The 14,940-nt window shown below is 32.2% G+C and carries 14 protein-coding genes and 1 pseudogene; 8 read left to right on the top strand and 7 right to left on the bottom strand.

Annotated elements, in window-relative coordinates:
- Positions 1-184 precede the first annotated feature (184 nt).
- Together AN960_RS10135 and AN960_RS10130 are read right to left on the bottom strand one after the other, a co-directional pair.
- Positions 185-548 (bottom strand): annotated as a pseudogene (locus AN960_RS10135) (hotdog family protein).
- Between the two features lie 150 nt (positions 549-698).
- Positions 699-1,025, bottom strand: coding sequence for a YnfA family protein (locus AN960_RS10130; protein WP_056470509.1), 327 nt, complete (start codon positions 1,023-1,025; stop codon positions 699-701).
- 269 nt (positions 1,026-1,294) lie between these two features.
- Here AN960_RS10130 and AN960_RS10125 point away from each other — a divergent pair, with 269 nt between their 5' ends.
- Together AN960_RS10125 and AN960_RS10120 are read left to right on the top strand one after the other, a co-directional pair.
- Positions 1,295-2,644: a PQQ-dependent sugar dehydrogenase gene (locus AN960_RS10125; protein WP_056471160.1), complete on the top strand. Its 1,350-nt coding sequence runs from the start codon at positions 1,295-1,297 to the stop codon at positions 2,642-2,644.
- A 262-nt stretch (positions 2,645-2,906) separates the two neighbouring features.
- A complete protein-coding gene (locus AN960_RS10120) occupies positions 2,907-3,359 on the top strand; it encodes an NUDIX hydrolase (protein WP_056470508.1) in 453 nt (150 codons plus the stop codon).
- 170 nt (positions 3,360-3,529) lie between these two features.
- Here the strand turns inward: AN960_RS10120 and AN960_RS24435 are convergent, their stop codons facing one another.
- Positions 3,530-3,655 (bottom strand): GapA-binding peptide SR1P, encoded by a 126-nt coding sequence (locus tag AN960_RS24435; protein WP_098428711.1) that lies wholly within the window; start codon positions 3,653-3,655, stop codon positions 3,530-3,532.
- A 343-nt stretch (positions 3,656-3,998) separates the two neighbouring features.
- Positions 3,999-5,039: a glycoside hydrolase family 5 protein gene (locus AN960_RS10115; RefSeq protein ID WP_056470505.1), complete on the bottom strand. Its 1,041-nt coding sequence runs from the start codon at positions 5,037-5,039 to the stop codon at positions 3,999-4,001.
- Between the two features lie 267 nt (positions 5,040-5,306).
- On the opposite strand from AN960_RS10115, the gene AN960_RS10110 reads away from it, so the two are divergent.
- Both AN960_RS10110 and AN960_RS10105 read left to right on the top strand, forming a co-directional pair.
- The gene (locus AN960_RS10110) at positions 5,307-5,705 is read left to right on the top strand and encodes a hypothetical protein (protein WP_056470503.1); all 399 of its coding nucleotides are present in this window, start codon (positions 5,307-5,309) and stop codon (positions 5,703-5,705) included.
- Between the two features lie 203 nt (positions 5,706-5,908).
- A complete protein-coding gene (locus AN960_RS10105) occupies positions 5,909-6,529 on the top strand; it encodes a hypothetical protein (RefSeq protein ID WP_056470500.1) in 621 nt (206 codons plus the stop codon).
- 223 nt (positions 6,530-6,752) lie between these two features.
- On the opposite strand, the gene AN960_RS10100 is transcribed toward AN960_RS10105, so the two are convergent.
- A complete protein-coding gene (locus AN960_RS10100) occupies positions 6,753-7,949 on the bottom strand; it encodes an FAD-dependent monooxygenase (RefSeq protein ID WP_056470497.1) in 1,197 nt (398 codons plus the stop codon).
- Between the two features lie 321 nt (positions 7,950-8,270).
- Between AN960_RS10100 and AN960_RS10095 the strand changes: the two genes are divergently transcribed.
- Together AN960_RS10095 and AN960_RS10090 are read left to right on the top strand one after the other, a co-directional pair.
- Positions 8,271-8,672: an RDD family protein gene (locus AN960_RS10095; protein ID WP_056470493.1), complete on the top strand. Its 402-nt coding sequence runs from the start codon at positions 8,271-8,273 to the stop codon at positions 8,670-8,672.
- A 194-nt stretch (positions 8,673-8,866) separates the two neighbouring features.
- Positions 8,867-9,334, top strand: coding sequence for a UPF0158 family protein (locus AN960_RS10090; RefSeq protein WP_056470491.1), 468 nt, complete (start codon positions 8,867-8,869; stop codon positions 9,332-9,334).
- 189 nt (positions 9,335-9,523) lie between these two features.
- Here AN960_RS10090 and AN960_RS10085 read toward each other — a convergent pair whose 3' ends face one another.
- On the bottom strand, positions 9,524-10,045 hold the full coding sequence (locus AN960_RS10085; protein ID WP_353611580.1) for a hypothetical protein: 522 nt from the start codon (positions 10,043-10,045) through the stop codon (positions 9,524-9,526).
- Positions 10,046-10,252: 207 nt separating this feature from the next.
- On the opposite strand from AN960_RS10085, the gene AN960_RS10080 reads away from it, so the two are divergent.
- Positions 10,253-11,290 (top strand): M42 family metallopeptidase, encoded by a 1,038-nt coding sequence (locus AN960_RS10080; protein ID WP_056470485.1) that lies wholly within the window; start codon positions 10,253-10,255, stop codon positions 11,288-11,290.
- 352 nt (positions 11,291-11,642) lie between these two features.
- On the opposite strand, the gene AN960_RS10075 is transcribed toward AN960_RS10080, so the two are convergent.
- Positions 11,643-12,539: a L,D-transpeptidase family protein gene (locus AN960_RS10075; RefSeq protein ID WP_286131685.1), complete on the bottom strand. Its 897-nt coding sequence runs from the start codon at positions 12,537-12,539 to the stop codon at positions 11,643-11,645.
- A 406-nt stretch (positions 12,540-12,945) separates the two neighbouring features.
- Here AN960_RS10075 and AN960_RS10070 point away from each other — a divergent pair, with 406 nt between their 5' ends.
- On the top strand, positions 12,946-14,574 hold the full coding sequence (locus tag AN960_RS10070) for a glycoside hydrolase family 13 protein (protein ID WP_056470482.1): 1,629 nt from the start codon (positions 12,946-12,948) through the stop codon (positions 14,572-14,574).
- Positions 14,575-14,940: the final 366 nt, after the last annotated feature.

Here is a 14,940-nt window from a genome sequence, read left to right as displayed (position 1 = left end):
TGTAGGATGTTCGGAATCGGAGACTTTGGCCCTTGTGGAGTTAGTTAAAGAGACATGGGGTCTAAAGTCTTACCGCATCTCCAATAGGAGCCGGGTATCCTTCATTCCAATTAATTATTTAAAGAATTAGTTGCTTGGAGAGAAGAATGCTGATTTCCGAATTCATTTTCTTAATTTAGGAAGGTTATAATATTACTCCTGATAAGCTCCCACTTAATACTTGTTTTTTATTCTGATTTGTACATATAAAGGAAGACATGATTGATATTCTATTCTCTTTTTTTTCATATTTCTCGATAGTAACTTCACAGGTTATTGTATTTCCTGAGTAAACTGGTCTTAAAAATTGGAAATTTACTGTTCGTGCTAGTACGTTGTGATCTCCACCTATTTTAGTAGGTAAAGTTGCTGTCAATAATCCCTGAATGACTAGTCTTCCTTGTTCATCAGGCGTGATATGGTGTGCGCTTTGCATCACCAGAAACCTTCGTAAACAATTCAACGTCTTCAACCGTAAAAGTTCGTTCAAATGTAATAATATCGCCCATTTGTAACAACTAATTTTTACCTCCTTAATAAAATAAGCATTAATTCTCCTAGTTAAAGAATTCAATTTCTTATAGTACTATCCTTAAAAAAGTTAAATAAAAAATCGGCTAAATAGCCGATTTGCTGTTTCATATCATTACGAAAGGGTATTAATTACGAGGCGCCCATAAAATAACAGACACTCCAATTAAACAGATTGCTGCACCAATCCAATCATATAAATCAGGTGATTTTTTATCAACACCCCAGCCCCATAAAATTGAAAGAACGATAAATACACCCCCATAGGCAGCATAAACTCTACCAAATGATGGGAAAATTTGGAACGTTGCAATGACACCATAAATTGCCAAAATAATGCCTCCGATTAATCCTAAATACGCAGAGTGTCCTTCTCTTAGCCATAACCAAATAAGGTATCCTCCTCCAATTTCAGCTAAACCGGCTAATAAAAAAATAAATATTGCAGTGATCAAGTAACTTCTTCCTTTCTATTAAAAAGACATATTGGTAAGAAATATGTACAGGTATATGCCCTTTATTTTAACAATAAAGACTAAAAGAAACTATCATTCTATTTGAATCATTAAAAGTCTTTCAACGTACTATTAGAAAAGAATTTCGGTACTAATAGAGCTATTCCCATCATAATTTTATAGAAGAAAATAATATGAAGGAGGTGTATTGATCGTTGTTAAAAGTCAATTTACGTCCCGTTGTTAGTAAGATTAATTTACCAACTGTTATGAAAACAACTATTCTTCCCGGTGATTCAGTTGAAAGACTATTTATTGCAACACAAGTAGGAGAGATCTTTTACATAGGAAATGGAGAGGTCAGGACATTTTTAGATATACGCCCTCGTGTATTAAAATTAGGTGAGTCTGGTGGCTATGATGAACGCGGATTGCTTGGGCTAGCATTTCATCCTAATTTTTATCATAATGGATTGTTTTATCTTTATTATTCAGTTGCTGGTTCCGGGGGTCCAGGTGCGCTTTCTAAACCATTTAATCCAAACCCGTGTGATCCAAAAACATTAAACTTAAAATGGATTAATAGGGAAACTCAATACGAACATATTAATACAGTTGAAGAATGGGTTCTCCAATCAAATGGTCAGCCACAAAAACGACGGACTTTACTTAATATTAAAAGACCATTCATGAATCATAATGGTCTTAATACTTTAAACTTTTCACCTGAAACAGGAAAACTTATTTTAACTACTGGAGATGGTGGATCAGGCTATGATCCATTTAACTTAAGCCAAGACAATTTGGAAATCGCGGGTAAAATAATTGAAATTGATGTAGGAAAAGATACATTCATCAACGATTCCCCTATTGTCACACGTTTTAATGAACTTCCAACATCGATTCAGGAAACGCTCACGGTAATGGCTAAAGGGGTTCGCAATATTGCGGGTATTTCATATCAAAGATTTTATAGTCAATATATTAAATATATTGGAAATGTCGGGCAAGACTTGGTCGAATCGCTTTTTGCATTTGGTTATTATAAACCATTACCAGTTTCCCAGTTAGTCCAAAGTTCGATCAATAATTCTGAACTTGACATGGAAGGATTTATTAACTTCGGCTGGCGAGGTTGGGAAGGTGCATTTCCTACTTCGACAATAAGACCCTGCACTGAAAATTCCGACATAGAAGAGAAAACAATAGCTTATTACAATGAATCAGTAACACTTTCAGCGAGCCGTTTACAACCTTTAACTAGCTATTTTCATAAAGATCCACGACCCGATAAATTTTCAGGGACTGCACTTACAGGTGTCCAGGCATATTTGGGGAATTATATACCTAGTTTAACTGGGAGCGTTTTGTTTACAGATATGCTAAGAAAGGGATCACAAGGACAGCCTAAAGGAGTTTTAGCTTATACGAAAGTAAGACCGGATGGTAAACAAAGTGATTTCAGTGAGATTCAAACAGAATATGACTTTGGATCTCAATCTGCCTATTATGTAGGTTTGGGTACGAATTTAAATCAAACAAAAATGTATTTAGGAGTTTATGGATCTATGAAAGTGACTGATTTAAACATGGGAACAATTTTTGAAATTGTACCGTGACGTTTAATCGGTTTGCTTTTATGAGGTTATTAACAACCACGGAGGAAAGTATACACTCCAGTGGTTGTTTTTTTAGGTGATAATTATTGTTTTATTTCAAAGGAATAAAGTCCTTGCTTAAACAAAAAAGATTGTTTGCCAAAGTTAGTATTCTTAGCATATAGCTATTTTCTTCTAAGTAATTGTCAGATAAGTGGAATAAAATAGAATTGTTTGATACAGTTGAATAAAACATAATCATCGTATATTGGGGAGAAAATCAATGGGCTATATTATGGACTTAAGAAAAATTGTAGGAAGCCGACCTATTTTAATGGCTGGCGCAAATGTTATCCTACTAGATTCACAAAAGAGGGTATTATTACAATTAAGAAAAGATAATAAGACCTGGGGATTACCTGGTGGAGCATTAGAGTTGGGAGAGAACCTAGAAGAAGTGGCTAAAAGAGAATTGAAAGAAGAAACTGGTTTAACAGCATTAAACCTTGAGTTTTTTAACATTTTTTCTGGAAAAGAATTTTATTATAAATATCCTCATGGAGATGAGGTATATAATGTAATTACGACTTATATATGTACTGAATATACAGGTCAATTAGAGAAAGAAGAAAGCGAAGTTCTAGAGCTATGCTTTTTTAGTTTTGATGACCTTCCATCAGAACTTAATCCACCCGAACTTCCTATTTTAAATGCATTTAAGAATTCTAATTATTGACCATCAGAATTTAGTATGTGGAAGTTTGACCAAATAAAGATAAAAAGGATCTTCTTGTAAGATCCTTTTTATCATTTTATATTAACTGATATTTTGTTAAACCTTTAAAAGTTAAGTATTTTTTAGGTATGGTCTTGATAATAAAATTGGCGTGTTGTATTTGCTATATGTTATTTTGCAGTTGAAGTTGCTGCTTCGTTTTTGCAGTTTTCGCAAGTTGAATAGATTTTCACAACTTTTTTATACTCCGCGTACTCAATAGTTTCTTCGCATTCTTTACAGATTAAAATTTGCATTAGAAACACCTCCTAAACCCACTATACTACGTTCGTTCCATCATTTCACCAGGGACTTTACCTACCCTGTGGACGTGAAGTGTCCCAGTTGAAAAAACGTTGAAATAGCAAGGTTTTCAAGTAGGAATTGTCTTAAAAAATTTTTTTCTTGTTTTTAGAAAAGCGAAAAATAGAAGTCTTTTGAATATGTTTCTGGTATCAATTTCATCTATGAGAAACTACAAAGAATTTTTATATTATTTAAGCAGACGATTATAATATATCTTCATTAAAAGAAATTTTAATTGAAAATGAGATCAACTGAAAATGACCTCTCAACAAGCGATGAGAGGTCTTCTTCAAATTAGTTATCAGGCATACCCCAAGATTCTTGCAATTTTTTAAGGCCGGATGGATTTGTTACCTTTAGAGTGATTTGCTTGTTGGTGACTTTTTTCTCCATCAAACTATAAAAATCTCCGTCCCGCAAACCTGGCCAATAAACACTTCCTGTTCCAATCGTATTAATTTTTTTGCTCATTGCACGTACGTAGTTAATTTCATTCTTGCTCTTTTTTAGCGAATAATCCAAGCCGCTTTTCATTGGTGCTCCCCATTCAGTAATGATGGCACGATCGGAGTATTTTCCAATTTCGATTGTTAAAATATTGGACCATCCAGTTTCTGTGAGGGAATTAATATGTACATATCCCGCATAAAACGCATAGCAGTGTACGGCAAGCATTGTACCGTCAAGTCGTTTGTCATCTCCTAATGGATTAATATAAAGTGCGGCCAAACCAATTCCATCAAGAATTACATTCTTCTTCGGAACATTGAAACTTGTTAGCCAATCATTATAGAGATTACGTAAATCTTTAGTATTATAGCCGTAGGGCTCATTAATCGGTTCAAAATAAATGTTTGGGTTATTTCCGTATTTTTTGATAACAGTACTCCACATGCTATAAAATTTTTTGAGATCTTCAGGTTTTCCATTTTTCGGTGGCCAATAGCAAAAAATCACTTTACCTCTCTCTAACGCCGCATCAATGGCCCCGGTATAAGTACCCCAATAATTTGCGACAGTAGCTTCATTAATAGGAAGTCTGACTGTGTTAGCACCAGTTTTATTGAACATCTGCCCAATAATTTGCCGGCCTACTACTTTGGCAGAATCGTATGTATCATTTTTGGTCAGTCCACTTACATAAATGACTCCATCAACAAAATTGTCGCGCTCATCCGCCCAATTCACACCCCTTATTCCAGCTGACAGCGGTGAAGTCGGTTTATTAACGTTGATTTTAACAAGATTTAAAAATGCAAAAGAAGAGGCAAAAAGTAAAATAATGGATCCTAAAATGCAAACTACTATTAAAGTTGTTCTTTTTACTATTTTCAAAATTTCCCCCCTCATCTAATTAATCTTTTGTAAAATTATTTTTAGAACTTTAATATTATTTATTCTATGATTTATTGAAAAAGAATTAATATAGTCATAGATTTTTAAAGGTTCACCAGATAGAAAGAAAGCTTGCTTCCGGTTAATCGAAACATGATTAAAGGATTCTTTTTATGCAATAAAAGGCAGGAGAGTTGAATAAAGGATGTTATAATTTAATGAAATAGAAATGGCGAAAATTTCTAATTTTAATCATTAGGGGGAAACATGAAAAAAACCTTAATTGTAATAGCGATTTTAATAACTGGGATTGTAGGGATAAAAGGTTATTTTCTTTTTCATAGTGGATTTGATATTAAAATAAAAAATCAAACAAATAGAAATATAACAGGAATATATTTGACCTATAATAATCTAAAATCTGATATAAAGATACCTAAAATTGCTTCAAATAAGGACTATAAACTAAACATAAATCCATCTAAGAATGTTGGAGAGAGCTCAATGAATCTTCATTATAAAGACAATAAAGGTAAATTACATACAAAATCAGTTATTGGGTATTTTGAAGGTGGCTATTCAGGTAATCTTTTAATTACTATAAAATCTGTTGATGAAGAGGGAATACTTAAATTTAAAATAAAAGAAGATATTTCTTTTTATTAAAATTAAGCAGTTTTTTTCATTTGGATACTATTTAGCAGAGCAACTAATACAAAATTTCTTTTTTGAGTTATACAACTACTAATGGAACAAATTCTAACTAGTATTAAAACTGCCAATAATATTTTTATTGATAAAGAATGGGACCCAAACAAAAGATTAAGCAGTTTTTTAGATTACATATGCTTTTTTTCGGAGGAATATTAATGCAATTATCATCTAGATTTTCGATTCCAAATTATCTTACAAAGAGGTTTTTTGTTCTATATAGCATCCCTTTTTTATTAAGCGTTCTCTTGATATTTCTTACAGATCCTTTAAAGGTTGTTGATTTGTTCTATCAAACTTTATTTTTATCAATTTTCTACGTAGGAATACCTATAGGAATTGTATTTTTACCTTATTATGGGTATTTTTATTTGCTTCAGAAATATTTTAAAGTAACTTATGTAGTATCAGTAACTGCCTTAATTACAACAATAATCGCACTAATTTTAGTGTTCATAGTCATTCAAAATACATATAAATCATATGAAACTCGAAGCTACTTTACAAAAGAAATGACAAGTCAGTTGTCAAAAAAGTCTATTGAATTATTTGAAAAAGAAACAGGTGTTAAAGGAAAAGTAAAAAAAATTAAGAAGATTAGTAGATATAACGACGCCGATAATGGGAACTTTACACTAATTCGAAAAAGATATTATGACATTGAAGTTGTAACGAAAAATTCATCAGATTTACAAAAAATTCCAAGGCACTATAAATATGTTAGTGTTGATGGGAAATGGATTTTAAAAAAGAAAAATGAAGAATATTTTTCTAATTAAACAAACGTATTAAAAATTAGTAAACGAACTGAACTTGATTTAGATGACTCAAGAGTATTTCAATTCCCAGCAGAAATAGGAAATTATGTATTAGAAGCAGAATTTGATTAATTAAATAAGGGCAGTTTTGATATTAATTAAAAGAAACAACGCTCAGAATATAATCTGAGCGTTGTTTCTTTTATTGAACTTATTAATTCATGATTTATATTAATAAAATAGTTTAATAATCTTTCAGTTCTATTTCGTTGGCAGCTTTTGCAATCATTCTCGTAATCATTTTAAACATTCCATTCATTAAGATGGGAATACGTAACATGGCATTGCGTAATAAAATTTTGAAGTTTGATTTTTCGATCATACCTCCAGCAGATAAAAGCCCTATTTTTTGATTTTTTTCAACAAAATTTCTCATCTCTTTTTCATAGGAAATGAAGGCTTTTTTGTAATCACCATTATTAGCTTTTAGTTCTCCTGCAAGTACATATGCGCCGACAAGAGCCAGGCTAGTACCTTGACCTGAAAGAGGGGATGGACAATAAGCAGCATCACCTACTAAAGTAATCCGACCATTTGACCATGTCGGCATGTGAATCTGACAAATTTCATCAAAATAAAAGTCTGTAGATGTAATCAATTTTTGAAGCAAGTTTGGTGTTTCCCAACCCTCTAGTTCCTCGAAAGCATTTTTAATTAGATTTTTTTGTTCTTCCGTATTGTAACGGTCGTAATTCAGTGGCTCGGATTGGAACAATAACATGCCCTTTGCTTCCTTGTTGTCATTTGCGCTATACATTCCAACGGTTTTCCCTGGAACCGTATAAAGAATTTGAGAGTGGTTGAGATTAAGATAATTCTCAAATTCAAAAATTGAGATATAACAACCGAGAGTACGTTTAAATTGATCTTCGTCACCAAATTTTAACGTACGCACGTTGGAATGGATACCATCAGCCCCTATTACTAGATCGAATGTATCTGGTTTCCCGTAAGTATATTGAACTTCTACCCCTGATATAGATTCATGAATAGATGAAATTGAATCGCCCCAAATATATGTAACTTTATCCTTGGTCAGATCGAACAAAATATTACTAAGATTCTCACGCATAGTTTCGATATCCATCCCGTGCTGATTACCCATACTTGCTTCACTAATTTTACCTTTAATTTTACCTTTGTCATTCACGAAGTAAACTCCAGTCAAATGAGTATCTAGTGCACGAACTTGATCAAGAATACCCATTCGATCAAGAACAGAAATTGCTGCGCCACGGATATCGACAGCAAATCCCCCTTTGCGTAACGTTGGAGCTCTTTCGACTACAGTCACCTCGAAACCAAAGCGATGAAGCCAGTAAGCAAGTGCTGGCCCTGCAATGCTTGCACCCGAAATAAGGACACGCATATTTTGCTTCATAATTACTTAATCACTCCTAATCAAAATAAATTTAAACGACATAACAACAATATATTCAAAGGTTTTTTAGTTATGAACTGTCGTAACATTGCTCTTAATTTATAAATGAAAGAAAAAATGGGAACAGCACTACCTAACTAAAAGGTGCTGTTTCCATTTTTTTACTACAACAAACAGTCAGTTAAGTTGCATAGTAATGTTAAAATTTGATTGAAAAAAAGGCAAATTACCCCAAGTTACAGAATATGTATAGACAGATATAATTATTTTAATAGTAAAAACAGATTTCATAGTAAACTTGTTACGTTTTAGGGGGAGTCAATGTTGGAATTTAAATATGCAGGATTTTGGATTAGATTATGCGCATATATAATTGATTATTGTATCATTATTTTATTAGGTTTCATTTTAAGTCCGTTGCTTCTTAATTTCTTTACTAACACAAATATTACATACAACCTACTCATTGATCTCATCGGTATTATTTACTTGATGCTTTTGCCAGCTACAAAATTGCAAGGTACGATCGGAAAGGTCACAGTTGGCATTAAAGTAATCAATAAAGATGGTAGTAAGTTATCCGTATTTGATGCAATTAGTCGTTGGTTAGCTCAAGTTGTATCCGCTTTCATTTTATTAATTGGCTATATAATGATTGCTTTTTCAAATAGGAAAACAGCATTACATGATAAATTAGCTAATACTTATGTAGTGTATAAATAACAACATATTTAAAATATGTACAATTGAATAAACTGATCAACCTATGATAATCTGAATGGAGCTTTTTAAAGCTCCAATTTTTTATTTTAGAGTGTTTTTTAGAAGGAAAGGGCATTCATATATAGAACTAACAAGTATAATTATTTGGGTAATACAACTAATTTGTCTAATCTAAAATAGAGAGGGGATTCTACATGACAAATAAAGTAAAGATAAAAGATATCATTGAAGAAATGGAAATGCATTTTGAAGGTTATCGTTCATTTGTTAAGATAAGAACAGGTGAAGTTTTTTCGGTTTCTGAAGACGATCTTATAGATGCCGAAGATGAAAAAACTATGGATGATTTACAAGATTGGCAGATAGAAAATTTAGAAATCGCAAATGAAATTGTGGAAAATTATGAGGACTATAAGGAATTGCCTTCAAAATATGAAATTGATGAATATAAAATGGTTAAAGACTTTTGTTTAACTGTTAAAGATGTGAAAGTACAAAAAATATTACTTATAGCAATCGAAGGTAAAGGCGCATTTAGAAAATTTAAAGATACAGTTATAGAATTTAATATTGAAATGGATTGGTATAGCTATCGCGACAGACGCTATAAAGACTTAGCGATCGCATGGTGTCAAAATAATGATATCGAGTACATAGATTAGAAAGATAAAAAATAAGGGTAGAGCGATTTGTGGTGTTTGACCTACAGGCAGCAGCTTAAGCCGAATCAAAAATAAAATGAATCCCTTCAATTTTAGCTGAAGGGATTTTTAACGTTTTCTTATGTAATTAGTTTGAACCAAATGCCAGTTTAGTTTAACAACTTGCCAATTTGTCTAATTAGATAGTTGTTAATTCAACGGAGCCAATCTTTTAAAAATAATTAAAGTAATTTCAACCCATAACCAGCAATAAAGAAATGAAAATAAAAAAATAATTAGAACGGTATAGATTGAAAAAGAATCAGAAAATCCCGGACCTAAGACCGGAAAGTGGAAAAGAAATAATAGACTCATAATACCTAACATTAAAAGTGTCGCTCCAGTTGCAATGATTGATAATCTCTTTTTAAAAAAGTGAAAAGCCAAGCCTATACCAAATCCCAATAATCCTGTTGTAAAAGGAAAGACAATAAGTTCAGTTGGCTGTAAGATGAATAACAACATGATAGTTAGAAAATAGGCCTTAATTCCATCTGTAATGGAAAACATGGAACATAATAGAATAGGTGCAGTGGCGATTGGACTTAAAAATAATCCAATACCTGGTAATAGGCCACCTGCAGCTTGAAAAAGTGCAGCAATACAAGCAAAAATAGAGGCTAATATAAATTTCTTGGTTTTATTTTGTTTAGTGAATTTTAGTTGAAACAATCGGACCTCTTCAGTAATCGGTTTGAAAAAATACACATTTTCACCTCATTTAAAATACGATATACATCATCTATATGAGAATAATCAAAGTGCAATACGCCAAACATGTTAAAGCAGGATTATGTATTATTGATAACAAACACAAATAACTGTATGATAAATACGTTGAGAATTGCATGAAAATTTCAAAATTGAAGGGGAAAATCTATGAATATTAAAATTGACAAAGAATATGTGCTACAAACCGCTAAACAATTACTAGAGTTTAATAGCCCAAGTGGTTTTTGCTTTGAAATTATGGAATTAATTCAGTCTTGGACAAATAGTTTAGGGTATGAATTTGAAACAACTAATAAAGGTTGTGGCGTGATCACAATTCCTGGTAAAAGCAATGAGCAAGTCATCGGATTATCAGCACATGTTGATACATTAGGGGCAATGGTCCGATCAATTACTAGCAAAGGTACTTTAAAATTTACAATTATTGGTGGACCAATCGTACCAACACTTGATAGTGAATATTGCCAAATTAGAACGCGTGAAGGAAAAATTTATACAGGAACATTTTTATCTACAAGTCCATCAATTCATGTTTTCGAAGACAGTAAAACAAAAAAACGCGACCCAGAAAACATGGAAGTTCGAATTGATGAATGCGTTAAGTCAAAAGAAGATGTATTAAATCTTGGAATTAGCCCAGGAGACTTTATATTCTTCGACCCGAAAACGACAATTACTGAAAGCGGATTTATAAAATCAAGATTTATTGATGATAAAGCAAGTGTGGCATGTTTAATTGGTTTACTTGAATTATTTAAAAGGGAAAAAATTGTACCTACATATACAACAAAATTATTTATTTCAACGTATGAAGAAGTTGGACATGGCTCTTCTTATATCCCATCTGATATTACTGAATTAATTTCAGTAGACATGGGTTGTATTGGAGATGATTTAAGCTGTACTGAATATGATGTCTCAATATGTGCAAAAGACTCTGGTGGACCATATGATTACAATATGACAACTGATTTAGTCAACTTAGCAAAAGAAAATGAGCTTAGCTATGCAGTAGATATCTATCCGATGTACGGTTCTGATACAGTTGCTGCTTTACGCGGGGGACAAGATATTCGTGGAGCGCTAATTGGACCAGGGGTACATGCATCTCATGGTATGGAAAGAACGCATTATAATGCAATGGAAAATACGATGAAATTATTGTACTTATATTTAACTAAGTAAAAAGTAAAAGGGGCTGTCTCATGGGACACCCCTTTTTGTACGTTGTATTTCAAAGGTGATTTTATTTTTAAGTTGATAAAATGGCTCTTTATCATATAAAAATAGTAAATTTTTATTCTAAGAGCGAGCATATTTGCTAGTTTTCCATTAGAAAGGATCTGCTATTGTACAAGTATTAGGTCATAATACCTTAACTGGTATAGGTGATTTTTATATTTATTTGCGATATTTCATCCTTATTTGGATAAATGAACTCCTTATTTGTAGCTAAGATTTATTTCATATCATATTTCCATTATAAAAAAACAAGGGTTCCATTAAAAAGTTAGACTTCTGGACACCCTCTAATCGTTTAATAATTTAATTTTTGAACCCCATTTAATTGACTATCAAATCGGTCTTCACCATTCGTTTTTACATTTTTCTTTAATGTAAATGTATAAAAATAAGCCGAGACTGACTCACGTTTATTTTCTTGGAGTTTGTCTAATAATAATTTTTTTGTACCAGCACCAACAACTCCATCACTAGTTAATCCATTATCTTGTTGAAATGCTCTTACTGCCTGATCTGTGCCTTCAGCAAAGTAGCCATCGACCCCATTTGTAGAGTAGCCTAATTTTGTTAATGTATCCTGCAGCCATTCAACCTCTGATCCTACACTTCCAAGTTGTAAACTAGTAGGAATATCCGTTGGTTTTGTTACAACAACCGTTCCTGAATCATCATCAAATAAATGATTTGAAACTGCGATGTCTTGAAATGACATGTTTGATGAAGTGATTAAAACAGTCGTATTTTTCTGTACACGATCAAATAACCATTCTACTTCTTCATCATACATTCGTACACAACCATGACTAGCATAAGTTCCAATAGAACTTGGATTATTATTACCGTGGATTGCATAGGTTGTACCCCATGTCCCTCTAGCATTTAAACCGAGCCACCTATTACCAAGTGGATTCCTCGGATCACCACCAGGAATATTCTCTTTATAATAAGGTCGATTAACAATTTTAACGACGATTTTAAACTTGCCTTCAGGAGTTAAATCCTGGCTCTTACCGGTTGCAACTTTAAAAATTTTTACCAATTTACCATTCTCATAAAAAGCTAATCTATTAATCGACTTATTAATAATGATAAATTGTGAAACAGGTTTTGTTTCTGCGGCGATAGACTGAATAAAAGAAGTGCTCAAAAATAATAGAAGTACTATGGAAAAAATAAAACAGCGCTTTAACAACTTTCTCCCCCCAACAATATTTAGAAAATACATAGCCTTATATATTATGAAGAGATTGCTTGTCCTATCTAATAAAAATAGGAAAAAAATAGTTTTATTTTAATTAAGTCAAAGTCTGATATTGAATTAAAGCTAGATTAACTTTTAAACATTATTAATATAGAAAAATGTAAATGTTTGCATTAATGAACAATCTTGTTAAAATAGAAAATGTAAGCGGTTAAACAGGGTATATGAAGAAAAAACAAGGACACTTTTACTGCTAAAACATGCACACGATTGCACGATTTTAACAAAAGGCTTTGGATGGTTTGAAATTTCACATACCATATTATTTTATTTAGAAGAAATCACAATTAAATTTTTTAGTTTTTAAGGTTTATACATAATCTAGGAGGCAATTCAAATGGAGAAAAAATGGTGGCATAATAGTGTAGTTTATCAAATATATCCTAGAAGTTTTATGGATAGTAACGCTGATGGAATCGGTGATTTAAAAGGCATAATCGAAAAGCTTGATTATTTAAAGCTTTTAGGAATAGATGTTATTTGGTTAAGTCCTGTATATAAATCTCCTAATGATGATAATGGTTACGATATTAGTGATTATTGTGACATCATGGAAGAGTTTGGTACGATGAATGATATGGATAAATTAATTTCTGAAGCGAATAATCGAGGGATTAAAATTGTAATGGATTTAGTTGTGAACCATACATCTGATGAGCATCCGTGGTTTATAGAATCTCGAAAGAGCAAAGATAACCCATTTAGAGACTATTATGTTTGGAGAAATCCTGTAAATGGAAGTGAACCAAATGACATTCCTTCTGTATTCAGTGGCAGTGCTTGGGAATATGATAAACAAACTGGACAATACTTCTTGCATTTATTTAGTAAAAGGCAGCCAGATTTAAACTGGGAGAATCCAAAAGTCCACGAAGAAGTATATAATATGATGAACTTTTGGCTTGATAAAGGAATTGGTGGGTTCCGAATGGATGTAATTGATTTAATTGGAAAGATTCCTGATCAAGAGATTACAGCAAATGGTCCAAAGCTACATGAATACTTACAAGAGATGAATAAAATGACTTTTGGTAATCATGATGTACTAACTGTTGGTGAAACTTGGGGGGCAACTCCAGAAATTGCAAAGCTTTATTCAGATCCTGCTCGAAATGAATTAAGTATGATCTTTCAATTTGAGCATATCGGTCTTGATCAACAAGAAGGTAAAGAAAAATGGGATTTAAAGCCATTAAATTTGTTGGATCTAAAAGAAGTTTTTAATAAGTGGCAAACTCAGCTCGATGGAAAGGCTTGGAATAGCTTGTTCTGGAACAATCATGATTTACCACGAATTGTTTCTAGATGGGGTAATGATCAGGAATACCGTATTGAAAGTGCGAAAATGCTTGCTACAATCCTTCATTTAATGCAAGGTACACCTTATATTTATCAAGGTGAAGAAATTGGGATGACAAATATTCGATTTGAAAGCATTGATGAATATGACGATATTGAAACGAAAAATATGTATAATGACCGTATTTCAAAAGGATATAAGCATGAAGACATAATGGAGTCGATTTATACAAAAGGTAGAGACAATGCACGTACTCCAATGCAATGGAATGCAGAAAAGTATGGAGGTTTTACAAAAGGAAACCCTTGGTTAACAGTAAATCCAAATTTTACTAAAATAAATGTTGAACAATCGATAAACGATCCAGATTCAATTTTTCATCATTATCGCCAGTTAATCCAATTGCGAAAAGAAAATCCTGCTATTGTTTATGGTTATTTTGAAATGCTTGCTGAAAAGGATGAAAAAGTATTTGCTTATATAAGACAGTATAATGATGAGAAATTATTAATTGTAGCTAACTTTACAAATGAGGAATCAAAATTTAGTCATAGTGAGCACTATGATGAAGTAAGTATACTTTTAAGTAATTATAAAGATTCAAGTTTAACAGGTGTGAATAGCAACTTAAGACCGTATGAAGCAATTGTTTATAAAGTTAAATAATTTAATTTATTAAAAATAGTTTGACATTTTATTGTACACTCGTATATGATAAGAATATCAAATAAGAAGGAGGTAGGTTAACATGATGATTGAAAGAAAATTAAACTCAAAAGCATTACAAAATTTCATAATGATTATGAACCCTATCTCTACGCAGGACGGACCACGTTGAAACTTAGATTTCAATTGACGATCTAGCCATGGGTTTATATTACCCATGGCTTTTTTGTGCCAAAAATAAACGATTCTTTTATGTTTGTTTTTGGGCGAAACGTTTCTTTATGGCCATGGGGTATGGAAAATATTCCCATGGTCTTTTTGTTGTCAAAAAAAGTGGAGGGTTGCGTAGAGTTAGGTTAATTGATA

Origin of the sequence: Bacillus sp. FJAT-25509, assembly GCF_001420605.1 — a bacterium.
Taxonomy (GTDB): domain Bacteria; phylum Bacillota; class Bacilli; order Bacillales; family Bacillaceae_G; genus Gottfriedia.
This window is presented reverse-complemented; position numbering and strand designations above follow the sequence as displayed.

What these genes read in the sequence shown, in the direction of transcription:
- AN960_RS10105 (WP_056470500.1), top strand. Translation starts at nt 5,909, where the DNA reads ATGCAATTATCATCTAGATTTTCGATTCCAAATTATCTTACAAAGAGG.
- AN960_RS10070 (WP_056470482.1), top strand. Translation starts at nt 12,946, where the DNA reads ATGGAGAAAAAATGGTGGCATAATAGTGTAGTTTATCAAATATATCCT.
- AN960_RS10110 (WP_056470503.1), top strand. Translation starts at nt 5,307, where the DNA reads ATGAAAAAAACCTTAATTGTAATAGCGATTTTAATAACTGGGATTGTA.
- AN960_RS10100 (WP_056470497.1), bottom strand. Translation starts at nt 7,949, where the DNA reads ATGAAGCAAAATATGCGTGTCCTTATTTCGGGTGCAAGCATTGCAGGG.
- AN960_RS24435 (WP_098428711.1), bottom strand. Translation starts at nt 3,655, where the DNA reads ATGCAAATTTTAATCTGTAAAGAATGCGAAGAAACTATTGAGTACGCG.
- AN960_RS10090 (WP_056470491.1), top strand. Translation starts at nt 8,867, where the DNA reads ATGACAAATAAAGTAAAGATAAAAGATATCATTGAAGAAATGGAAATG.
- AN960_RS10120 (WP_056470508.1), top strand. Translation starts at nt 2,907, where the DNA reads ATGGGCTATATTATGGACTTAAGAAAAATTGTAGGAAGCCGACCTATT.
- AN960_RS10095 (WP_056470493.1), top strand. Translation starts at nt 8,271, where the DNA reads ATGTTGGAATTTAAATATGCAGGATTTTGGATTAGATTATGCGCATAT.
- AN960_RS10080 (WP_056470485.1), top strand. Translation starts at nt 10,253, where the DNA reads ATGAATATTAAAATTGACAAAGAATATGTGCTACAAACCGCTAAACAA.
- AN960_RS10125 (WP_056471160.1), top strand. Translation starts at nt 1,295, where the DNA reads ATGAAAACAACTATTCTTCCCGGTGATTCAGTTGAAAGACTATTTATT.